Raw genomic sequence first — 21,901 nt, forward strand, 5'->3', positions numbered from 1 at the left:
ACAGGCGTGCGGCTCAGCGCTAGTTCACCCATTCGATGGTCACCAGCCGCATATCGGCGCGGCCGCGATCGTCCACCGCCCGAATGCGGTAGCGCCCGTTGTCGATCGGCCGCCAGTCGATCGGCTTTTTGCTGGCGCTGCTGCCGAGATAGATATCGTCAACGAACCAGTACACCGTCTTGCTGTCGGCGTCCGTCACCGCGTTGAAGGCGATTTTATCTCGCCCCTGCTGCGACTGGCGCAGGGTATAGGTGGTGTTTTTCAGCGGCGAAGTGATGCGCGGCGCGTTGCCGCCGACGGCGATGCCGTTGTCCTTGCAGCGGTTGACCGGCGGCGCCCGCTTCGGCAGCCCGGCCTGGGCGAACACGTTGGCCAGATCGGAAGGCCAGAACTCAAAAATTTCGGTACGGGTCTGCGCCGCGTCATACGGCGGGCAAACGACCTCGCCGCTGTGAATATCCAGCACCACCGGCCGATAGACGCTGTCGACCTTGATCGGCGACTTGCCGGGAATGAACCAGGTCTTGCCCTTCTGCTGGCACCACGGCGTCGGCAGATCGCCGCTGGCGAGACAAATATCCACCCGCCGCAGCCGTTGGGGGAACGGGTGCTTCGGTTCCCGCAGGCCGGGGTAACTGGCATTGACGCTGTCGATGATGTTGAAGAACAGCGGCGCGGCCGCCTCGGCGCCGACCAACGCATTGTTGCCGCGCCCGTCGAAGTTGCCTTCCCACACCACCAGCACGTAAGGGCCGAAAATCCCGACGCTCCAGGCGTCGCGAAAGCCCCAGGAAGTGCCGGTCTTCCAGTACACCGGCAGCGAAGAAGAACGCTGCGCCAGCGTATCGCCCGGCCGCCGATGCTGGCGCAGCATATCCAGCGTGATGAAACTGGCCTCCTCGCTCAGCAGCCGAACCGGCGTCGATTCGGCCTCGTTCAGCTGCATACGAAGCGGCCGCAGCTCGCCGCGGTTCGCCAGCAGCGCATACAGCTTCGCCAATTCCTGCGCCGTCACCTCGCCGCCGCCCAGCACCAGCGACAGCCCGTAGTGGCTTTCGTTGGCCATATTGGCGACGCCGGTCAGGCGTAAAAACTGATAAAAGGTCGGCTGGCGTAGCTGCGAGGCGACATACACCGCCGGGATGTTGCGGCTGAAATTCAGCGCGTCAGTGGCGGTCACCGGGCCAAGAAAGCGCCGGTCGAAGTTTTCCGGCGCATAGGCGCCGAACGACGAAGGCACGTCCTTCAGGATGGTCATCGGATGCAGCACGCCCTGCTCCATGCCCAGCGCGTAGATGAACGGTTTGAGCGTCGAACCCGGCGAGCGTTTGGCGTTGGTGCCGTTCACCTGCCCCTGAATCGGACGGTTGTAATAGTCCGCCGATCCCACCAGCGCGCGCACCCCCATATCACGGCTGTCCACCAGCAGCACCGCGGCGTTTTGGATGCCGCGGCTGCGGTTGCGGGCAATAAAGGCATTGACCTGCCGCTCAACCAGCCGCTGCAACCCGGCGTCCAGCGTGGTGTCGACGCGGGTATCGCGCTGCACCAGTTGCTGCGTCTGCTGGCGCAGCTGTTCGATAAAGTGCGGCGCGATATAGGGCACTTGCTCGGGCTGGCGCAGCGCCAGCGGCAGGCGGAACAGCGTTTGCTGGCTGGCGTCGGTGGGGTAAACCCGCTGCCAGCGCTGGAACAGACGGTTGCGCGCCTGCGTCAACGCGGCGCCGAGCACGCCGGTTTTCGGCTCCAGACGGTAGCTGGGCGACTGCGGCAGCACCGCCAGCGTCAGCGCCTCCGGCAGGGTCAAATCCTTCGGCGACTTGGCGAAATAGATCAGGCTGGCGGCGCCGATGCTTTCGATGTTGCGGCCGTAAGGGGCGTAATTCAGGTAGGCTTCCAGGATATCGCGCTTGGAGTAGCTCAGTTCCAGCTGCACCGCACGCAGCACCTGCAGCAGCTTGCCGCCCGGCGTGCGGGTGTTGAGATGCCAGCGCATGCGCGCCAGCTGCATGCTGATGGTCGATCCGCCCTGCATTTTGCCGCCGGCGACATAGCTGCGCCAGAAGCCGCGCATTAGGCTGACGGGGTTAAAACCGGGGTTGTAGTAGAACCAGCGGTCTTCGTGCAGCAGCAGCCCGCGCACCGCCAACGGCGACACCTGCTCCAGCGGCGTCCACAGCCGGTAGCGGTCGTCGTTGGCCAGGGTGATGCGCAGCAGAGCGCCGTGCCTGTCGTAATAGACGGAAGACTGCGGCAGCCCATGCCACAGGGGCGGATGCGGCCACAGCCGAATCGCGGCCAGCAGCAGCGCCAGTAAAAACACCGCCATCAAGCCGTTTTGCAGCACGCGCCCGGTCAGGATCTTCATACGTTCTCACCACCCCGGCGCCAGACGCTGGCCTGGCGCCGGAGCCGGCCTAGTCGTTGCCCGCCGGCACCACCACCAGCTTGCCGCCACCGGCCGACATCGCCTGTACTTCACGATCGTACATGGCTTCGCCGTAGGCCGGTGGAACAATAAAGCTGCCGGTATTGGTGGCCTTGATCTGATAGACGAACTCCTGTACCTCGGTGCCGGCGCTGCCATAGATAATCACCCGATCTTCACGGATATCGCTGTAATCCGGCGCCCAGGTGGAGCCAGAGGCGGCCAGTGGCGACTGCCAACCGCCGCGATCGTCGCTCTCCTCGCCGGCGTCGGCCGGTTCCGGCGGCGTCTGCTGCACCACTTCGAACCCGCCCGGCAGCAGATCGACGATCGCCAGGTTGCTCTGCCCCTCTTTCGAGTTGGCGCGCACCTTCAGATGGACGTTGATCTTCTGCCCCAGCGTCACCTGCGTCACCGGCTTGCCCTGTTCGTCGGTGTAATCGCGGACGATCTCAATGCCGCGCGACAGCGCTTTTTGCGGCGCATTCAGGTCGTAACCGGCCTGCGTCACCACATACCAGGCCGGCGCGCTACCGCCGTTGGTGAAGCGCACCGCGGTAGCATCGGCGTTGAACTGCCCCTGAACGAACAACCCCTGCAGCTCACTGATGCGCTGCGGCTCGCCGCCGGCTTTGCCTACCTGCACGATGCCCAAGGCATCCGCATTGGCGGATTGCGCCGCCACCTGGGCCGAATAGCTTTCCAGCGCCAGAATGCTCATCGCGGAGGAGTAGGTGGTGTAACGCTCTTCTTTCAGCGCCTTGACCATATTCTCCAGCACCTGCGGCGGGATCGACGCCATCTTCTCCGGGAAGTGACGGGTAATCAGATACAGCCGCGTCGCATCCTGCACCAGCGGATCGAAATAGTTCTGCGTCCACCAGGCGCTGTCATACGCCTTGCTCAGCTGCTGCCAGCTCGGTTGCAACAGCGCGGCGGCTTCGTCGTCCATCTTCAACAGGCGATAGGAAGAAGCCAGATACAGCGCGCTCAGATCGGTTTTCCACCCTTCGCCATAGCGTTTTTGCAGCGTATCCTGCACCGCCGCCAGCGAGTTGGTGGTCACCTCGCCTTGCAGCGTCAGCAGGTAAACCGCCCAGCTGCGCAGGCGCAGCAGATACAAATCGTCGAATCCGCTGGCCGCCAGCTCGCGCAATGCGCCGTTGGCCTCGTCCAGCATGCCTTCCGGCAGGGCGTAGCCCGCCGCTTTGGCTTCGAGCAGATACTGCACCACATAAGGCGTGACGAAAGGATCGGCATCCGGCGACGAACGCCAGGCGCCGATCGCTCCGCTGTCGTTCTGGCGCGCGCGCAGCACGCCAAGCAGGTTGCGCAGCTGCTTGCTGACTTCCGCCTGGCTCAGGCTGCTTTTCATCTCGGGGTGGCGGCTCTGCAGCATCAGCGGAATGGAGCGGCTGACGATCTGCTCGGAACAGTAATACGGGTAATCCGCCAGGTATTGCGCCAGCCCGCTGGTCAGCACCAGCGGCGAATTCGACACCGCCGCCCGACGCTGCGCGAAAGCGTCGAACATCTGGCGCAGGCCATCGACGTTCTGACTGCCGCCGCTCATGCGCCCCATCACCGACTGGGTACGGTACGGCGCCGCCGGCCGCACCGAGGTGCTGACGGTGCGGCGGCTGGCCTGGTCGCCGTAACGGGCGTCGAACACCAGCGGCGCATCGCCCAGCACGGCTTTGGCACGCAGGCGGAAAGCGATCACGCCTTCGCGTTTTTCCGCCAGCGTCAGGCTTTGCGTCGCGTTGCCCACCACCTCCAACTGCGGCGGCGGCGTCAGCAGAACGTTGATGGCCACCGACTGTCCGTTCAGCCCGTCGAGGTTGTTGCTGACGCCCACGCTGACGTCGAACTCGTCACCCGGCGCCACCATCGCCGGCACGTTCGGCGTCATGATGAAATTGTCGCGCACCGTGGCGGCGGTTTGCGCCTTGCCGATTTTCTCCGGGGTCACCGAAATCGCCATCACGCGGATCTTGCCGTTGAAGTAGTCCGGCACCGGGTAGACGAACTGCTTCTCGCCGCTGACCTCGGTAATGCCGGACCAATAGGCCACCGGCTTGTCGCGCTTGCGCTTGAACGGGTTGAGGTTGAGATCCAGCCCTTCGCCCGCATCGCCGCCCGGCGCCGCGGTCAGCGCCATCAGCTTGCTGAACTCCGGCAGGATCAGATCGAGGATCTGCGAGCTGCTCACATTCAGTTCGCGCTTGCTGAAGAAGAACTCCAGCGGATCCTTCAGGCGGTAACGCGCCACCTGCAGAATGCCCTCATCGACGGCGAACAGCGCCACCTGCTGCGGCGCGTCGGTCTTGACGGTCATCGTCAGGTTTTCACCCGGCTTGATGACCTCCGGCGCCGTCACCTCGAGGCTGTTTTGCCGCGCCTTGGTGCTGATCTTGAACGGCATCACGCCATAGCTCAGCGGGCTCATGAAGATTTCGCTGGAGTTGATGTCGCGCACGAACTGCACGTTGATGTAGCCGTTGCCCTCCATGCCGGCCGGCACGCGGATCTTCTGCACCGAGCTGGTGGTGTCGGTGTGGAACCACTGCCAGGCGTAAACCTTGTCCTTCTCGATGGTGATCAAGCCGCTGCCGGTATAAGGCGCGTTGATCGCCACCTCGATCTCTTCGCCCGGCTGGTATTCCGCCTGGTTCAGTTTCAGCTTCAGTTCGGCGTTGCGATCCAGCGAACGGCTCAGGTTGGCGTTGCCGGCCACGCTGTAGGCAACGCGGTTGAGCGTCTTGCCCTGCGCATCTTCAATCACCAGCACGAAGTCGCCCGGCTTATCGGTCGCCAGCCGCAGATCCGCGCCCTGCCCGCTCAGCGCCAGCGGCTGTTCCGACAGCTGCACTTCCTTCATCTTCGACTGGTATTTGTAAACGCCCGAATCCTGTTTGGTCAGCACCGAAATGTATTTCTGCTCGATCAACACCTGCTTAAGGTTCGGCAGGGCGATCTGTTGCAGATTCGGATCGATGGCGATCACGTTCAGATGCCGCTCCGCGTCGCGGTTGATGTAGCCCAGATCGCCGTCCGCCTTCACCCCGATCAGGTAATCGTAAGGCGAAACCAGCGTGCGGGCGGTCGCCGCCACCGAGCGCCCACCGCCGGCGACGAACGCCTCCGACAGCAGCTGCAGCTGATAGGTGGCGTCGGCGTAGGATTTCAGATCGAGCGGGATTTCGGCCGCGCCGTGCTCATCGGTGGTGCGATCTTCCAGCTCGGTTTCGAACCCGTCGCTGTTTTGCCGATTTTCATAGAACGCATAATCCGGGAAGCGATCGAAGCTCGGATACATCGGCCGCAGCGTCAGCCTGGTGCTCACACGGCGATCCTGCGCCGGAGTGCCGAACAGGTTCTGCACATCGATGCTGGCCTTCAGCTCGGACGGTTTGACCCAGCCTTGCTGGCGGTTCGGCGTCAGCGCCAGCTTCACTTTCAGCTGATCCGGTTCGAACTCCTTCACATTGACCGCGGTATGGCCGAGCAGCGTGGAGGTATCGTTGTTTTTGCCGATCAGATACAGATAGACGTTCCACTCGCCGGTGGGCGAGTTTTCATCGGTGGTATAGCTCAGCTCGTTGAAACCGCTGGCGCCCAGCGTCAGCGGCACGGTGGTCATCAGCTTGTCGCGCGGATCGCGGACTTCGGCACGCACCGGCACGCCGGCCAGGCCAACGCGCCAGTCGGCGGCGCGGGTAATCAGGCCGATGTTAAAGGTATCCCCCGGCCGATAAACGCCGCGATCGGAGAACAGGTAGCTGCCGAGCGTGCGCGGATCGGTCGGCGTTTGTTCACCGGCGACGTCGAAGCGCGAAAAGTCCAGCCCGCGATCGTTATAGCTGCCGGTCGGCAGGAAGGAAACATCCCCCTCCTTTTCCACCAGGAACATCACCGGCTGGCGCTCGTTGGTGTACACGTCGAGCGCCGGGAAACGCACGTGGCCGTCGGCCCCGGTGGTTTGGCTGAGCAGCGTCACGCCATTTTTGGCCACCACCGACACGTTGGCGCCGCTGACCGGCGCACCGCTTTGGATCGACTGCACAAAGACGTCGCGCGTCTTATCCTGCGAGCTCTTGGCGACGATGCCCAGATCGGTCACCACCACAAAGCGCGAATCGCCGACGTCGGGCTGGTCATCCCCGGCGCTCTCGTCCGGTTCCTGTTCTGGCTCGGCGCCCGCCTCTTCCGCCGCCGGTTTCCGGTTCGGCTGCCATTCAGACAGCGTCAGCAGGAATACTCCGCGATGCGAACTGGCGTTGGTGGAGAGATAACGGGAGAGATCGATGCCCTGATAGTTCACTTCCCCCGGCCGCTCGTTGTTGAGCGCCGTCTGGTATTTGAAATGCTCGGTGAAATATTCGTCGTTGAGCCGGTTGAATTCCGTGGACGAGTATTCCCGGCTTTTGAAGGAAACAATGTGCTGCAGCTGACTCGGGATCACCCGCTTGATGTCCAGCCGCAGGCCCGCCACGTTGCGCGCCGCCACGCTGATCTGTTTGTCGCCGTTGACCGACAACAGCGAGCCTGCGGACATGAACTGCAGCGATTTCGGGAACTCCGGCACTTCGACCACCCGGTAAACCTTCTTCGGCATTTTGTAACCGCCGACGGAGACCAGCTGGTTGTCTATCTCGATCAGCACGAAGCGGTGCGCCGGGGCTTCGAAACGGAAGCTGAACTGCGGCTGGTAGGCCTCTTCCGCCTCGTTAAGCGTCAATGGCAATGCCGTCGCCTGCGCCAGCACGTTTTTGCCGACGCTGTCGAGCGTCCATTGATAGAAATCTTCGGCATCGTTGGCGGTCTCGGCATCGCTCGGATCGTGCTGCGGCAGCAGCCAGGCTTTGGTGGCCCGCGCCAGCTCTTTATCCTTCACCGCATCGCTGAAGCCGACCACCAGCGCACGCTGCCCTTGGCCGCCGTCGGTATCCACCACCTGGGCGCTGGCGTCGCTCAGCGCCAGGCTGTACAGCGTCGGTACTTTGACCCAGTTGCTTTTCGCCTCAGCGACCGCATTGCCGGCCGCCGTCGATTTAACGCCTTTGCCGATGGTCAGATGCACAGCGCCGCCCTGATCCAGCGCCTGCAGCGGCTCGGAATGCACCCAAGCGTTCAGTTTTTTCTCGTCATAGACCAGGGAGAAGTTCAGCTTTTTCTCGGAAGAAGCGCTGCCCTCTTTCAATCCCAGCGAAATCTGTTTTTCAAAGCTGGCGACGTCGACCGGCGCATTGAACTGCAAATTGAAAATCGCGCTGCGTTTCTGCGCATCTTGCGGATCGCGGTAATACTCGGCCTGCCCCAGGCGGTAATCGAACGCGGGCACGGTGAAGGCATAGCGGGTTTTGGCGAGCTTGACCTGCGGCGCCAGCAAGGTGGCGGGCTCGAGGGTTACGTCATATTTCGCGCCCATCGGCAGCGGTTTTTTCGGCGTGAACACCAGCGTCGACTCATTGCGCCACGCCCACTGCCCTTCCGCAGCCGGTTTGAGGATGATGCCGGCGCTCACGGTTTTACCCACCGCGCTTATTGCCGCGGCCGAGCCGCTGAAGGTCAGGCTCACCGTTTGCGGCGCCTGCCGGGCGGCGGCGTAGTCTATCGGCTCGGGGTTGGCCAACTCGGCGCTGATCTCCTGAACCGCCATCGGCGCCGGTTCGATGGGCTGGGGCCGGTTTTGCCACCAGTGCCAGCCGTAAAACGCGCCGCCTGCGGCGCCCGCCAGCAGCAGCAAGCCCAAACCGATCGCTTTCGGGTGTTTATCCACGCCGCTTTCGAGCCGCAAAAAACCGCGCGGCAACGCAGCCCACCAGGCCGGCGCACGCCAGCTGAGGTTGCCGACCAGCGGTCTCAGCAACCGCCCCAACAGCGACAAAATCCCGCCCAGCAGGCGGCAAACGCCCTTAACCAGGGTAAAAGGCAAACGCAGGATAACCCTTAATAAATCCATTATTGCAGCACCTCATCATCCTAATGCAGCCCCCGGTCAACCGCCGCGGTTCAACCGAGCCGAAAGACGCCTTCGGCTCTCCTGCCCGGCATCTGCGCGAGTACTCTACACTGCCAGGCGGCAAAAATCTGCGCGCCGCCGGCGAATTACGGCTCTTTATTCAACATCAAATCCAGCTGTTGCAGCAGCACCAGCAGCGGCAGGCTGCTCGGCTCACGATCTTTCAACGCCTCTTCGAAATAAGGCGTAATGGCGAAGCGCGTCGGCAGCGGCGCTTCGGCGTCCAGCAACGCATACATGCGCGGCAAGAACACCCACTGCAGCCAGGCTTCGGCCGACATGCTGTCGATGCAGAACGGCTCGGTGCTGGAGAAAGCCTCATGATCAGGCGGCGCGGCCTGCCACAGCGCCAGATCGCGCATGGATTGTTCAATCGCCTGCAAACTGCGGCGCACCTGGTTATGTATACTCATCTGCATTCCCGATCTCTTTTCATCATGGTATTCAGCACGCTGGCTGAAAGGCGGCAAAGCATAGCATTTTTATAGCCCAAATTCGGCGCGTCTGAGGCAGCCCACCGTTTTTATCTGGTGGCGTCCGCCGCCGCGCGGCACAATAGGCCCACCGAATTCACCACACAGATAAAGATTCATGTCCGTAATAACAGAGAAAAAAAACCACGCGACGCCCGGTAAGGCCATGCTGGCTTCGGTCACCGGTTACGCCATGGACGGGTTTGACCTGCTGATCCTCGGCTTTATGCTGCCGGCCATCAGCATCGAATTGGGATTAACCTCATCGGCCGCCGGTTCGCTGGTCACCTGGACGCTGATCGGCGCGGTGCTGGGCGGCGTGATCTTCGGCCACCTCAGCGATCGCTTCGGCCGAATCCGGGTGCTCACGATCACCATCCTGATGTTTTCCCTGTTCACCGGCCTGTGCGCCGTGGCGCAAGGATATTGGGATCTGCTGGTCTATCGCACCCTGGCGGGCATCGGGCTGGGCGGCGAATTCGGCATCGGCATGGCGCTGATCGCCGAAGCCTGGCCGGCGGAGAAGCGCAACCGCGCTTCGGCTTACGTCGGCATGGGTTGGCAACTGGGCGTGCTAGCGGCCGCCTTCCTGACGCCGCTGCTGCTGGAACACATCGGCTGGCGCGGCATGTTTTTGGTCGGCCTGCTGCCGGCGCTGGCGTCATTCCTGATCCGCCGCACTCTGGGCGAACCGGAGGAATTCGTACGGCAGAAAGACGCTGGGCAATCGCTCTCCTTCCTGCAGCGTTTGCGCCTGCTGTTTAAGGATCGCGCCACCAGCAAGGCCAGCATCGGCATCTTCATTCTCTGTTCGGTGCAGAACTTCGGCTACTACGGGCTGATGATCTGGATGCCGACTTACCTGGCGAAAAACTTCGGCTTCTCGCTCACCAAGTCCGGCCTGTGGACGGCGGTGACGGTGATCGGCATGACGTTCGGCATCTGGCTGTTTGGCGTACTGGCCGACCGCTTTCCCCGCTGGAAGATCTTCGTGCTGTATCAGGTCGGCGCCGTGGTGATGGTGATCGGTTACGCCCAGTTGAGCGACCCGACGCTGATGCTGTTCGCCGGCGCCGTGATGGGCATGTTCGTCAACGGCATGATCGGCGGCTACGGCGCGTTAATTTCCGATACCTACCCGGTGCAGGCGCGCGCCACCGCGCAGAACATCCTGTTCAATCTCGGGCGCGGCGTCGGCGGCCTGGGGCCATTGGTAATCGGTGCGCTGGTGACGCAGGTGTCGTTTACCGCGGCCATCAGCCTGCTGGCGGCAATTTACCTGCTGGATATCTACGCCACGCTGTTCCTGCTGCCGAAAAAACAGGGCGCAGGCGATACGCTGGGCGCGATTGGTTAACGCTGAAGAGGGATTAAGGCAGGGCCGCACGCGCGGCGGAATGGAACAAAAAGTTGGGGGCACTGCGTTAACAGTGCCCCCGGTTCGTTTTATAGCCATCCCGCTACACAGCGTGCTCCCTGCTCAATCCTTGAAAACTTTTCCTGCGGCCATCCTGACCAAGCGATCCTTGCATCATCCTGCAGCATCGTCCTGACGCGGTTCCTCAGCCTTCCTGACCCGCCGACAGTCCTGTGCCGGCTCTCAATCTCCGTCCTGGAGGTGTCCCTGGTTTCTATCCTGAAACATCCTGGGCATCTCCTGACGCCATCCTTCGCTCTTGCCTGAGCGCATCCCTTTCTTCTTCCTGAAGCTGCATCATCCTGATGCTTTCCTGCTCCGCCGGTTCCGTTCCGGTAACGATAAGATCGCTTAAATTCCCCGGAATCACAAGGGTTTGGGAGGTGTCTCACACTAAATTAAGCCTAAGAGTTATCCTAAAGAAATTCTAACCAATTGATCTGGATAACAATAATCTCATCGCCTGGAGAAAGGCGGGAAAAATTAAGAGCGATCTCTCACAGCCCGTGTGAGAGATCTCGCACACGGGCGACGGCGAATCCGTCGCCATTCAGTCCAGCACCGGGCGCAGCGCATCGAGGAAATTCCCCAGCGTCGCCGCCAGCAGGGTACGCTTATCGCTGCCGAACTGTTCCAGCACCACGTTGCCGCTGACGTTGCACAACGACACCATCGTCATCTCGGATTCGGTGGTCGCCAGGAACAGCGTTGGCGGCAGCTTGAGGCGCTTTTGCGTCACCAGATGGCCGATCAGGTTCTCCTGCAGGCGGATAAAATCCTCTTCGCTCCAGACCTGCAGCAGGCTCAGACGATGCTCGCCGAACTGCGCGCTCATGTCGCCGGCGTATTGCTGCGTGTAGAAACGGTGCGCGTCCGACTGCAAACGCAGCTCCAGCGCGGCTTCTACCTTTTCCAACGTCGCCGCCGGTTCGAAAGGCTGTGGCAACCACAACACTTCGTCCTCGCGGTTCTCCACGATGCAGGGCGACGGCACGCCGTACAGCGCCTGGCTGGCCGGCGCGTGGCCGCGCTCTTGCTGCCACAACTCGACATAGCGTTGAGTGAATTCACGCAGAGCGTGCGATACATCATGGTCCATATTCTTTCCCGCATACGTTAAACTAACGGCCATTGTACCTATCTCTGACCAAGGTGACAGCAGATGTCCTCATATCAAGACCACCAGGCCCTGTCGGGGCTGACGCTGGGCAAACCCACCGCCTACCGCGATCGCTACGACGCCTCGCTGCTGCAGGCGGTGCCGCGCAGCATGAACCGCGAGCCGCTGGGGCTGTACCCCGATAACCTCCCCTTCCACGGCGCGGACATCTGGACGCTGTACGAGCTCTCCTGGCTGAACGCCAACGGGCTGCCGCAGGTGGCGGTCGGTGAAATCAGCCTCAACGCCGACAGCCTGAACCTGATCGAATCGAAAAGCTTCAAGCTGTATCTCAACAGCTTCAACCAAACCCCGTTCGCCGATTGGGAAACGGTGCGCAGCACGCTGCAGCGCGATCTGTCCGCCTGCGCCCAGGGCGAGGTGAGCGTCACCCTGTTCAGCGTCGAGCAGTTGGAAAGCACGCCGATCGCCCGCCTGGCCGGCGACTGCATCGATCAGCAGGATATCCGCATCGACAATTATGAGTTCAACGCCGACTACCTGCTGAACGCCGCCGGTGAAGAGGTGGTGGAAGAGCAATTGGTCAGCCACCTGCTGAAGTCCAACTGCCTGATCACCCATCAACCGGACTGGGGCTCGGTGCAGATAAGCTACCGCGGCGGCAAGATCGATCGCGAAGCGCTGCTGCGCTACCTGGTCTCCTTCCGCCACCACAACGAATTCCACGAGCAGTGCGTCGAGCGCATCTTTAACGATTTGATGCGCTACTGCCGGCCGCAAAGCCTGACGGTTTACGCCCGCTACACCCGCCGCGGCGGGCTGGATATCAACCCGTGGCGCAGCAACGTCGAATTCGCCCCCGAGCGCGGCCGCCTGGCGCGCCAATAAGTGCGAAACATTGCTCAACAACTGAGCTAACGAGCGGTTTATGTTGGTAAAAGCGCAGGGACGGCGGTAAGGTTAAAACGAGGCTGCGGCCGGGCGGAACGCCCGCTGCGCCGCAGCACGCCAACCATAACGAGATGCTGTTTTGCTGCGTATGGATTACTACCGCCCCGCACCGGGTGCAAAGGAGTTACCTTGATTACACACATCAGCCCGCTTGGCTCTATGGATTTATTGTCGCAGCTGGAAGTAGACATGCTGAAGCGCACCGCCAGCAGCGACCTGTACCGCCTGTTCCGCAACTGTTCGCTGGCCGTGTTGAACTCCGGCAGCCAAACCGACAACAGCAAGCAGCTGCTGTCACGCTATGAAACCTTCGACATCAACGTGCTGCGCCGCGAACGCGGGGTGAAGCTGGAGCTGGTCAACCCGCCGGAAGAGGCGTTCGTCGACGGCCGCATCATCCGCTCGCTGCAGGCCAACCTGTTCGCCGTACTACGCGACATCCTGTTCGTGCACGGCCAAATCGCCAGCGCCGGCCGTTTCCAGCACCTGAACCTGGAAAACTCGGCCCATATCACCAACCTGGTATTCTCGATCCTGCGCAATGCACGCACGCTGCATCTGGATGAAGATCCCAATATGGTGGTGTGCTGGGGCGGCCACTCGATCAACGAGAACGAATACCTGTACGCGCGCAAGGTCGGCAGCCAGCTGGGCCTGCGCGAGCTGAACATCTGCACCGGCTGCGGGCCGGGCGCGATGGAAGCGCCGATGAAAGGCGCGGCGGTCGGTCACGCGCAGCAGCGTTACCGCAACAGCCGTTTCATCGGCATGACCGAGCCGTCGATCATCGCCGCCGAGCCGCCAAACCCGCTGGTGAACGAGCTGGTGATCATGCCGGACATCGAAAAGCGCCTGGAAGCCTTCGTGCGCATCGCGCACGGCATCATCATCTTCCCGGGCGGCGTCGGCACCGCCGAAGAGCTGCTGTACCTGCTGGGTATTCTGATGAACCCGGAGAACAGCGAACAGGTGCTGCCGCTGATCCTGACCGGGCCGAAAGAGAGCGCCGATTACTTCCGCGTGCTGGACGAGTTCATCATGAACACGCTGGGCGATGCCGCGCGCCGTCACTACACCATCATCATCGACGATCCGGCGGAAGTGGCGCGGCAGATGAAGAAAGCCATGCCGCTGGTGAAGGAAAACCGCCGCAATACCGGCGACGCCTACAGCTTCAACTGGTCGATTCGCATCGCGCCGGATCTGCAGCTGCCGTTCGAGCCGACCCACGAGAACATGGCGAACCTCAACCTGTATCCGAACCAGCCGCCGGAGCAATTGGCCGCCGCGCTGCGCCGCGCGTTCTCCGGCATCGTGGCCGGCAACGTGAAGGAAAACGGCATCCACGCCATCGAGCAGTTCGGCCCGTACAAGCTGCACGGCGAGCCGCAGATGATGAAACAGATGGACAGCCTGCTGCAGGGCTTTGTCGCCCAGCACCGCATGAAGCTGCCGGGCAGCGCCTATGTGCCCTGCTACGAAATCGTCGCCTGACCCTCAATCCCGGGCGGCGTAACGGCCGCCCCGTTTTCTGACCTTGCCGCCCATGATGATACACCTACTGATTGTCGACGCCCTGAACCTCATCCGCCGCATTCACGCCGTGCAGGGTTCCCCTTGCGTCAACGCCTGTCGCCACGCGCTGCAGCAGTTGATCCAGCACAGCCGCCCGACCCACGCGGTGGCGGTCTTCGACGAGGACGATCGCCGCGACAGCTGGCGTCACCAAATTCTGCCGGACTACAAGGCCGGGCGTTCGCCGATGCCGGAAAACCTGCAGCAGGAGATGCCGCAGCTGCGCGAGGCCTTCGCCGAACTGGGCGTCGCCAGCTGGCATTCTCCCGGCAACGAGGCGGACGATCTGGCGGCCACGCTGGCGGCGAAGGTCGCCGGCGGCGGCCACCAGGTGACCATCGTCTCCACCGACAAAGGTTACTGCCAGCTTTTGGCGCCGAACGTGCAGATCCGTGATTACTTCCAGAAACGCTGGCTGGATATGCCTTTCGTGCAGCAGGAATTCGGCGTGCAGCCGCAGCAGCTGCCGGACTATTGGGGGCTGGCGGGGATCGGCAGCAGCAAGATCCCCGGCGTGGCGGGGATCGGGCCGAAAACCGCCGTACTGCTGTTGCAGCAGTCGGGCAGCCTGGACGGGCTCTATCAGCAGCTGGAACAGGTGCCGGAGAAATGGCGCGGCAAGCTGGAGCGGCACCGCGAGCTGGCCTACGTCAGCAAACACGTCGCCACGTTGCGCACCGATCTGTCGCTGGACGGCAACCTGCAGCAGTTGCGCCTGCCGATACAATAAGGGCGCTGCAAGCAGCGCCCTTCATCAAGCTTAACGCGATTAATCGCGCTCATCGCGCCGGCCCGGCACCGCCGACCACATGCGGCGCACGTGTACGGTGATCTCTTCGCGGTCGTGATACAGCTGCTTGGCATGCACTTCGACGCTGATGCCGGCAGCGCCCAGCGCTTCGCGGATACTCATCAGGTTTTGCGACACTTCCTCATAGCGCTTTTTCATCGGCAGCTTGAGGTTAAAAATCGCTTCGCGGCACCAGCCTTTCACCAGCCACTGAATCATCAGGCTGGTTACCTTCGCCGGCTTCTCCACCATGTCGCACACCAGCCAGTAGATCTTGCTGCTGTTCGGCTCGAACTTGAAGCCGTCGGCGCGGTGGTGCGTCACCTGGCCGGTTTCCATCAGGCTCGGCGCCATCGGGCCGTTATCCACCGAATGCACCATCATGCTGCGTTTTACCAGCTGATAGGTCCAGCCGCCCGGGCAGGCCCCCAGATCGACCGCGTGCATGCCGCTGGCCAGGCGTTCGTCCCACTCGTCGGCGGGGATGAACACGTGGAACGCTTCTTCCAGCTTCAGCGTCGAACGGCTCGGCGCATCGGCCGGGAAGCGCAGACGCGGAATGCCCATGTAGAACGGCGAGTTGTTGTTGCTGTAGGAGTAACCGACGTAGCAGCAGCCCGGCGCGATGAAGAACACGTGCACCACCGGGCGAGTGGGGTTCTCGCGCGCCATCAGCACCTTCTGCTCGCGCATCGCGGCGCGCAGCGGCACCGTCAGCTTGCGGCAGAACTTCATCAGCTCTTTGCTTTCGTTGGTGTCCGGCACTTCCACCCGCAGCTCGCCGCCGCGGTCAACCACGCCGATCAGCATGCCGACAATCGGCGATACCCGATCTTCCGGCGGCAGATCGCGCAGCAGCTCGCCCACCACGATCATCTGGCGGGCGAAAATCAGTTCGCGGAACGGAATTTCCCGCGCCAGGCGATCGGCATCGTCCGGCTGATAGCATTCGAACAACACGTAACCGCTGTGCTCTTTTACCCGCGCAAAGCCGAAAATCTCCCGCTGGGCGGCTTTGTCGGTGATCTCCGCCGCACACTCTTTTTCAAAGCCAGGGCGGCAGTACAACGCAATCTTATTCATGGCGCTCGGCCTTTTTCCTCAGACGCAAAGCGCCAATCAACATCAATATCCAGCCGATCAGGAAGCACATGCCGCCAACCGGCGTGATGTATACCCAGACCTTCAGGTGCGACAGCGCCAGGCAATAGAGGCTGCCGCTGAACAACACGGTGCCGAACGCCAACAGCGCTCCGCTCCAGTAAAACCACAGGCTCACGCGGCGCTGCATCGCGACCGCCAGCGCCAGGATGGCCAGGGTGTGGAACCCCTGATACTCCAGCCCGGTGCGGATCCAGGCCATTTCGTTGGCGCCGAGCGTGCCGCTTAATACATGCGCGCCGAATGCGCCCAACGCGACAAACACAAAGCCGCTGATAGCGGCGAAAACCAGCATGGAACGGCTGCTCATCGTGATTTATCCCATTTAAAATCACCGGCCGCGGCAAGGCGGCGGCCGGTCTTATTGTTCGTAGCGGAAGCGGAACTTCTCTTGTTCGCTGGCGGCGCGCGCCAGGATCCACTGCCGGAAGGCGGCTATTTTACCCAGTTCTGCCTGGCTGTCATGACATACCAGATAAAAAGCGTTTTTACTGACCAGCACATCGTTGAACGGGCACACCAGGCGACCGGCTTCGATCTCGGTTTGCGCCATCACGTTGTTCACCAGCGCCACGCCCTGGCCGTGCACCGCCGCCTGCACCACCATCGCGCTATGGCTGAAGATCGGCCCCTGCTGCACATTAATGTGCTGCAACCCCAGCTGGCGCGTATAGGCCAGCCAGTCGCGGCGTGAAACGTCATGCAGCAGCGTATGATAAGCCAGATCCTCTGCGGTTTTCAGCGGATGATCGCCGGTCAGCAGGCTCGGCGAACACACCGGCAGCAGATATTCCGCATACAGGCGCTCGGCGCGCAGCCCCGGCCAGTTGCCGCGGCCGTAGAAAATCGCCACATCGACGTCGTCCGCCAGCTTGTCTTCTTCGCGATCCACCGCCTGGATGCGCACGTCGATCCCCGGATAAGCTGAGTTAAAGCCGGACAGGCGCGGCACCAGCCACTGAATGGCGAAGCTCGGCGGCAAACTGACGGTCAATGCCCCCTTGGCGCTGCGCGCCTGCAGCTTGCGCGTCGCCTCGTTGATCGAAGAGAAGATCTCCTTGATATCGAGGTAGTAACTTTGCCCCTCTTCGGTCAGCAGCAGCGAGCGGTTACGCCGGCGAAACAGCTTCAGCCCGAGGAAGTCCTCCAGCGACTTGATCTGGTGGCTCACCGCGGCCTGGGTCACGAACAACTCTTCCGCCGCCTTGGTGAAACTCAGGTGGCGAGCGGCCGCATCGAACACGCGCAGCGCATTGAGGGGAGGTAAGCGTTTAGACATTAAATTAGCTACTTTTGTGTAACATTAATCCGAATGATTCGGCGCCGAAAATCGGGCGGCTTTGTGTGGCAAGCCATCGGTAAACGCTAACGGCGTATTGCCATTAGTTTTTTTAATCCGAGCCATTATAATTTGTCCGTTGAGGATGCGCCAGCAAATACCTATAGTGGCGGCACTTCCCGGGCCGGAACGAAAAGGGAGTGGGTGTCGAGGACGCCGATGAACTTTTGGCTTGTGGTTGTGATGTTGTGTTTGCAAATTGTCCGGCGATTCCGGACATGGTAGCTAGGCTACTGTTTTTTCACTTCCTGTACATTTACCCTGTCTGTCCATAGTGATTTTATGCAGCACCGCAAAACTTGCGGTGCTTTTTTTTGCCTGACGGTTACTGGTTGCTTTCAACCATCTCTTTCACATCGGCGCGGTTGATCTGCTGCTCGACGCCGTTGGCGTCTTTATAGCTGATCATGCCGGTATCGTTGTCCACTTTAGGCTTGCCGTCAGCGACAATGGTGCGTCCGTCATTGGTATGCATCACGTAGTTGCTGGAACAGGCGGCCAGGGTGAACGTAAGCATCAGGGCAGAGAGAACTGCGGCTGTTTTCTTCATTGAGGACTCCTTTTTAGTTTTAAATGCTGATAAATACCTTTTATGTGTATAGATGCGATTAATAAGCGCACATTTAATAGCATAACAAACTTTCCCAATTTTGCCAGGCGATAAGTCCTAATAGGCAGGATCGCTTGTCTCCGGCGGCAAAATAGGACAGGATCCCCCATCGACTCAAGCCAGTGACAATCAGGGTATGACGCCTTTTAACCCCAGCCTTTTTCGCCAACAGTTTCCCGCGCTCGCGCAGGACGGCATCTATCTGGACAGCGCCGCCACCGCGTTGAAACCGCAGGCGGTGATCGACGCCACGCAGCAATTTTATCGCGATGACGCCGCCACCGTGCACCGCAGCCAGCATCGGGCGGCGCAGGATCTGACCGCCCGTTTCGAACGAGCGCGCGGCCAGGTGGCGCAGCTGATCAATGCGCCGTCGGCCGACGACATTGTCTGGACGCGCGGCACCACCGAGGCGATCAACCTGGTGGCGCAGAGCTACCTGCGTCCGCGCCTGCAGCCGGGCGATGAAATCCTGGTGAGCGAAGCGGAACACCACGCCAACCTGATCCCCTGGCTGATGGTGGCAGAGCAAACCGGCGCGCGGGTGGTGAAACTGCCGATCGGCGCCGATCGGTTGCCGGATTTGACGCAGCTGCCCACCCTGCTCAATGACAAAACCCGCCTGTTGGCGCTGGGGCAAATGTCCAACGTCACCGGCGGCTGCCCGGATCTGGCGCCGACTATCGCGATGGCGCATGCCGCCGGCGCACGCGTGATGATCGACGGCGCACAGGGCGTGGTTCACGGCCCGGCCGACGTACGGCTGCTCGACATCGACTTCTACGCCTTTTCCGGCCACAAGCTGTATGGCCCGACTGGCATCGGCGCGCTGTACGGCAAAGCCGAGCTGCTGGCGCAGATGGCACCCTGGCAAGGCGGCGGCAAGATGCTGACCCAGGCATCGTTCGACGGCTTTGCCCCGCAAAAGCCGCCGCATCGCTTCGAAGCCGGCACGCCAAATATCGCCGGCGTGCTGGGGTTGGCCGCGGCGCTCACCTGGCTCAGCGAGCAGGACATGGCGGCGGCGGAGCGCTACAGCCGCGAGCTGGCGGACCAGGCGGAACAGCGGCTGGCACAGTTGCCGGGCTTTCGCAGCTTCCGCAGCTCCGGCTCCAGCCTGCTGGCGTTCGACATCGCCGGCGTACACCACAGCGACATCGTCACCCTGCTGGCGGAGCAAGGCATTGCGCTGCGCGCCGGCCAACACTGCGCGCAGCCGCTGATGGCGGCGTTGGGCGTCATCGGCACGCTGCGCGCGTCGTTCGCCCCCTACAATACGCAACAGGACGTCGATACGCTGGTCAGCGCGTTGACTCACGCCCTCGATCTGCTGGCCGACTGACTTGATTCCCGGAGACGCTATGCTCGCCCCCCATCCTTTTGGCCGAGAGGTCACCGCCGAGGCGTTGATCGCCACCTTCAGCACGCTGAAACAGTGGGAAGATCGCTACCGCCAGCTGATTATGCTCGCGAAACGGCTGCCGCCGCTGCCGGAGGCCTTGCGCAGTGAAGAAATGGCGTTGAGCGGGTGTGAAAACCGCGTCTGGTTGGGGCACCAGTTGCTGGAAGACGGCACGCTGCACTTCTATGGCGACAGCGAAGGCCGCATCGTGCGCGGCCTGCTGGCGGTGCTGCTGACCGAAGTGGAAGGGAAAACGCCGCAGCAGATCGCCGCATTGGATCCGCTGGCGCTGTTCGACCGGTTAGCGCTGCGCGCCCAGCTGAGCGCCACCCGCGCCGGCGGCCTGGCGGCATTGGCCGCCGCCGTCAAGGCGATCGCCGCCCGTTACGCCTGACGCGCCGCCTTCGCCACCATCTTTTTCAGCGCGTGCGACACGGCGACGAAGCCGAAAGTAGCGGTGACCATGGTCGCCGCGCCGAACCCCGCGCTGCAATCCATTCTTTTCGGCCCTTCCGCCGTGCTGCGTGAAGCGCACACCGAACCGTCCGGCTGCGGGTAAACCAACGGCTCGCTGGAGAAGACGCAGTCGATGCCCAGCTTGCCCTTGCCGTTTTTCACCACGTTGAAATCGTGCTTCAGCCGCTCGCGCAGCTTGGCGGCCAGCGGATCCTGGATGGTTTTCGCCAGATCGGCCACTTCGATCTTGGTCGGGTCAATCTGCCCGCCGGCGCCGCCGGTGGTCACCACCGGGATCTTGAAGCGGCGGCAGTATGACAGCAACGCCGCCTTCGGCCGCACGCTGTCGATCGCGTCGATGACGTAGCTGAAGTTATGGTCCAGCAGCTCGGCGACGTTGTCCGGGGTGATGAAATCGTCGATGCAGGTCACCCGGCATTCCGGGTTAATCGCCAGGATACGCTCCGCCATCACCTCGGTTTTCGATTGCCCGACGTGTTGGCGCAACGCGTGGATCTGGCGGTTGGTATTGGTGACGCAAACATCATCCATGTCGATCAGGGTGATGGCGCCGATGCCGGTGCGCGCCAGCGCCTCAGCCGCCCAGGAACCCACGCCGCCGATGCCGATCACGCAGACGTGCGCCTGCGCGAACACCGCCAGCGCCTGCTGGCCGTACAACCGCGCCGTGCCGCCGAAACGCTGCAGATAGGCTTCCGAATAAGCTGTGCTCATAACGCTTTAATTACCTTCGTAATGCAAATGATAAGGGCCGGAAAATCCGGCCCTTGCGGGTCACTCTTTTCACGCCGTATGCGTTTACCGGGTGGCCAGCAACGAACCGCCGCCATTTGACTGATTGGCGCTGAACAGCTGACCGCCGCCGTTGTTCTTCAGCACCCAGACGCGGCCGTAGTGGTTGTAGTACCCCGCCGAGTGGCCGGCTTCCGGCCCGATGCCCTGATACATGTCAAAATGCTGGCCCTTGATGGCGCCGCCCACGTCGAGCGCGACCATCAGACGCATCTCGTATTTTCCCGTGAATTTACCCTTGTTGTCCAGCAGCGGCACTTCGGCCAGCAGCGTGGTGCCCGCCGGGATCAGCGAACGATCGGAGGCCACCGAGGCTTTGGCGATCAGCGGCACCGCGCTGGCACCTCTCACCGGCGCAAAAGCTTCCGGGCGGAAGAACACGAACGATGGGTTTTGCTCCAGCAGCTCACGCACCTCTGCGGCGCTGTGAGTATCCGCCCACTGACGGATCGCCTGCATCGACATGTCCGCCTTGGCCACTTCACCGCGATCGATCAGCACCTTGCCGATGCTGCGATAGGCGTGGCCGTTCTTGCCGCCGTAGCCGAAGAACACCAGCGGCTGGCCGTTGCCGTAGTCGACATAGCCGCTGCCCTGGACTTCCATCATGAAGTTGTCCATCAGCGAGTTGGTGTAAGCGATGATATAGCGATCGTCGAGCGCGCCGGAATAGATGCCCGCGCGATCCGGCAAGCGGCCCCTGCCCTTCGGCGGCATGCGGTACAGCGGATAGCGGAACTCGCCCTGTTGGGTATAGCGCGCCTGCACCACCGGCGTGTAGTAGCCGGTAAACTGCACGTTGCCGTAATTGTCGACGCCTTCCATCTGGTAAGCGCTGAGGCCGTACTGGCTCAGCATGCGCGTGTCAGCGCCGGACGCCATCCAATTTTGTACCGCCTGATAGGTGCCGTTGTTGCGGTTGAACAGCGAAGGCGACGCGTACTTGATCTCCATCAGCTGATCCGAATAATCCTTGGCGTTGACCGGCGAACCTTTGGCGTTGGGCTGATTGACCAGCTCCAGCGACTGATCCAGACGGCCGTCTTTATATTGCTGACCCCGATCGGTCGGCTTGGACGAACAGCCCGCCAACACCGCCACCATCAACCCGCCCAGCAGGTATTTGCCCCAACGTCCTTTCATCGCGCACACTCTCAAACTGATATGATCTACCGGCTGAACGATAACAAACGCTCATTGATAAAGGAATCGCTGCAAATAAAAAAAGCCGCACGGAGGATGGTGATGAAAAAGAAGGCAAATTGCGGGCAAATTCAGCAGAAAAACGGGTTTAGGCCAATAAAATGCAAAAAGGGTTTGCAACAAAACGCATGGAGAGTA

At 61.8% G+C, this 21,901-nt stretch carries 16 protein-coding genes; 6 read left to right on the forward strand and 10 right to left on the reverse strand.

The genetic code is table 11. The annotated features are described in order from the left end of the window. Positions 1-19 precede the first annotated feature (19 nt). The 3 genes from pbpC to SSARUM_RS18905 all read right to left on the reverse strand — a co-directional run bounded on the left by pbpC (position 20) and on the right by SSARUM_RS18905 (position 8,866). Complete coding sequence (pbpC, locus tag SSARUM_RS18895; RefSeq protein ID WP_060431016.1) at positions 20-2,368, reverse strand: penicillin-binding protein 1C; 2,349 nt, start codon at positions 2,366-2,368, stop codon at positions 20-22. Between the two features lie 49 nt (positions 2,369-2,417). Further along, positions 2,418-8,393 carry an alpha-2-macroglobulin family protein gene (locus SSARUM_RS18900; RefSeq protein WP_060431019.1) on the reverse strand — a complete coding sequence of 1,992 codons (5,976 nt, stop codon included), beginning with the start codon at positions 8,391-8,393 and terminating at the stop codon, positions 2,418-2,420. A 146-nt stretch (positions 8,394-8,539) separates the two neighbouring features. Further along, entirely contained in the window at positions 8,540-8,866 is a 327-nt protein-coding gene (locus SSARUM_RS18905) for a YqcC family protein (protein WP_033638567.1), read from the reverse strand. A 178-nt stretch (positions 8,867-9,044) separates the two neighbouring features. Between SSARUM_RS18905 and SSARUM_RS18910 the strand changes: the two genes are divergently transcribed. Next, positions 9,045-10,283 (forward strand): MFS transporter, encoded by a 1,239-nt coding sequence (locus tag SSARUM_RS18910; protein ID WP_039567400.1) that lies wholly within the window; start codon positions 9,045-9,047, stop codon positions 10,281-10,283. A gap of 610 nt (positions 10,284-10,893) precedes the next feature. Here SSARUM_RS18910 and syd read toward each other — a convergent pair. Continuing rightward, the gene (syd, locus tag SSARUM_RS18915) at positions 10,894-11,442 is read right to left on the reverse strand and encodes a SecY-interacting protein (RefSeq protein ID WP_060388399.1); all 549 of its coding nucleotides are present in this window, start codon (positions 11,440-11,442) and stop codon (positions 10,894-10,896) included. A 63-nt stretch (positions 11,443-11,505) separates the two neighbouring features. Here syd and queF point away from each other — a divergent pair, with 63 nt between their 5' ends. The 3 genes from queF to xni all read left to right on the forward strand — a co-directional run bounded on the left by queF (position 11,506) and on the right by xni (position 14,719). Next, positions 11,506-12,351 carry an NADPH-dependent 7-cyano-7-deazaguanine reductase QueF gene (queF, locus tag SSARUM_RS18920; protein ID WP_060426859.1) on the forward strand — a complete coding sequence of 282 codons (846 nt, stop codon included), beginning with the start codon at positions 11,506-11,508 and terminating at the stop codon, positions 12,349-12,351. Between the two features lie 192 nt (positions 12,352-12,543). Next, complete coding sequence (ppnN, locus tag SSARUM_RS18925; RefSeq protein ID WP_019455737.1) at positions 12,544-13,908, forward strand: nucleotide 5'-monophosphate nucleosidase PpnN; 1,365 nt, start codon at positions 12,544-12,546, stop codon at positions 13,906-13,908. 52 nt (positions 13,909-13,960) lie between these two features. Then, the gene (xni, locus tag SSARUM_RS18930) at positions 13,961-14,719 is read left to right on the forward strand and encodes a flap endonuclease Xni (RefSeq protein WP_060429304.1); all 759 of its coding nucleotides are present in this window, start codon (positions 13,961-13,963) and stop codon (positions 14,717-14,719) included. A 39-nt stretch (positions 14,720-14,758) separates the two neighbouring features. Here xni and rlmM read toward each other — a convergent pair whose 3' ends face one another. The 4 genes from rlmM to SSARUM_RS18950 form a co-directional block, all read right to left on the reverse strand. Next, positions 14,759-15,862 (reverse strand): 23S rRNA (cytidine(2498)-2'-O)-methyltransferase RlmM, encoded by a 1,104-nt coding sequence (gene rlmM, locus SSARUM_RS18935; RefSeq protein WP_060429303.1) that lies wholly within the window; start codon positions 15,860-15,862, stop codon positions 14,759-14,761. Beyond that, a complete protein-coding gene (locus tag SSARUM_RS18940) occupies positions 15,855-16,250 on the reverse strand; it encodes a DUF423 domain-containing protein (protein ID WP_086556952.1) in 396 nt (131 codons plus the stop codon). The genes rlmM and SSARUM_RS18940 overlap by 8 nt, the downstream gene beginning before the upstream one ends. A 51-nt stretch (positions 16,251-16,301) precedes the next feature. Continuing rightward, positions 16,302-17,219 (reverse strand): transcriptional regulator GcvA, encoded by a 918-nt coding sequence (locus tag SSARUM_RS18945; protein WP_025304049.1) that lies wholly within the window; start codon positions 17,217-17,219, stop codon positions 16,302-16,304. A 385-nt stretch (positions 17,220-17,604) separates the two neighbouring features. Further along, complete coding sequence (locus SSARUM_RS18950; protein WP_025304050.1) at positions 17,605-17,829, reverse strand: YgdI/YgdR family lipoprotein; 225 nt, start codon at positions 17,827-17,829, stop codon at positions 17,605-17,607. 196 nt (positions 17,830-18,025) lie between these two features. Between SSARUM_RS18950 and csdA the strand changes: the two genes are divergently transcribed. Then, the gene (gene csdA / locus SSARUM_RS18955; protein WP_060431021.1) at positions 18,026-19,231 is read left to right on the forward strand and encodes a cysteine desulfurase CsdA; all 1,206 of its coding nucleotides are present in this window, start codon (positions 18,026-18,028) and stop codon (positions 19,229-19,231) included. Positions 19,232-19,250: 19 nt separating this feature from the next. Further along, positions 19,251-19,685, forward strand: a complete 435-nt coding sequence (gene csdE, locus SSARUM_RS18960; RefSeq protein ID WP_033649797.1) for a cysteine desulfurase sulfur acceptor subunit CsdE — start codon at positions 19,251-19,253, stop codon at positions 19,683-19,685. On the opposite strand, the gene tcdA is transcribed toward csdE, so the two are convergent. Further along, positions 19,676-20,482 carry a tRNA cyclic N6-threonylcarbamoyladenosine(37) synthase TcdA gene (gene tcdA / locus SSARUM_RS18965; protein ID WP_004931886.1) on the reverse strand — a complete coding sequence of 269 codons (807 nt, stop codon included), beginning with the start codon at positions 20,480-20,482 and terminating at the stop codon, positions 19,676-19,678. The two genes, csdE and tcdA, sit on opposite strands and share 10 nt — an antisense overlap. 84 nt (positions 20,483-20,566) lie before the next feature. After that, positions 20,567-21,703, reverse strand: coding sequence for a murein transglycosylase A (mltA, locus tag SSARUM_RS18970; RefSeq protein WP_033635751.1), 1,137 nt, complete (start codon positions 21,701-21,703; stop codon positions 20,567-20,569). Positions 21,704-21,901: the final 198 nt, after the last annotated feature.

Source organism: Serratia sarumanii (genome assembly GCF_029962605.1).
Classification (GTDB): Bacteria; Pseudomonadota; Gammaproteobacteria; order Enterobacterales; family Enterobacteriaceae; genus Serratia; species Serratia sarumanii.

What these genes read in the sequence shown, in the direction of transcription:
- pbpC (WP_060431016.1), bottom strand. Translation starts at nt 2,368, where the DNA reads ATGAAGATCCTGACCGGGCGCGTGCTGCAAAACGGCTTGATGGCGGTG.
- SSARUM_RS18900 (WP_060431019.1), bottom strand. Translation starts at nt 8,393, where the DNA reads ATGGATTTATTAAGGGTTATCCTGCGTTTGCCTTTTACCCTGGTTAAG.
- SSARUM_RS18905 (WP_033638567.1), bottom strand. Translation starts at nt 8,866, where the DNA reads ATGAGTATACATAACCAGGTGCGCCGCAGTTTGCAGGCGATTGAACAA.
- SSARUM_RS18910 (WP_039567400.1), top strand. Translation starts at nt 9,045, where the DNA reads ATGTCCGTAATAACAGAGAAAAAAAACCACGCGACGCCCGGTAAGGCC.
- syd (WP_060388399.1), bottom strand. Translation starts at nt 11,442, where the DNA reads ATGGACCATGATGTATCGCACGCTCTGCGTGAATTCACTCAACGCTAT.
- queF (WP_060426859.1), top strand. Translation starts at nt 11,506, where the DNA reads ATGTCCTCATATCAAGACCACCAGGCCCTGTCGGGGCTGACGCTGGGC.
- xni (WP_060429304.1), top strand. Translation starts at nt 13,961, where the DNA reads ATGATGATACACCTACTGATTGTCGACGCCCTGAACCTCATCCGCCGC.
- rlmM (WP_060429303.1), bottom strand. Translation starts at nt 15,862, where the DNA reads ATGAATAAGATTGCGTTGTACTGCCGCCCTGGCTTTGAAAAAGAGTGT.
- SSARUM_RS18940 (WP_086556952.1), bottom strand. Translation starts at nt 16,250, where the DNA reads ATGAGCAGCCGTTCCATGCTGGTTTTCGCCGCTATCAGCGGCTTTGTG.
- SSARUM_RS18945 (WP_025304049.1), bottom strand. Translation starts at nt 17,219, where the DNA reads ATGTCTAAACGCTTACCTCCCCTCAATGCGCTGCGCGTGTTCGATGCG.
- SSARUM_RS18950 (WP_025304050.1), bottom strand. Translation starts at nt 17,829, where the DNA reads ATGAAGAAAACAGCCGCAGTTCTCTCTGCCCTGATGCTTACGTTCACC.
- csdA (WP_060431021.1), top strand. Translation starts at nt 18,026, where the DNA reads ATGACGCCTTTTAACCCCAGCCTTTTTCGCCAACAGTTTCCCGCGCTC.
- csdE (WP_033649797.1), top strand. Translation starts at nt 19,251, where the DNA reads ATGCTCGCCCCCCATCCTTTTGGCCGAGAGGTCACCGCCGAGGCGTTG.
- tcdA (WP_004931886.1), bottom strand. Translation starts at nt 20,482, where the DNA reads ATGAGCACAGCTTATTCGGAAGCCTATCTGCAGCGTTTCGGCGGCACG.
- mltA (WP_033635751.1), bottom strand. Translation starts at nt 21,703, where the DNA reads ATGAAAGGACGTTGGGGCAAATACCTGCTGGGCGGGTTGATGGTGGCG.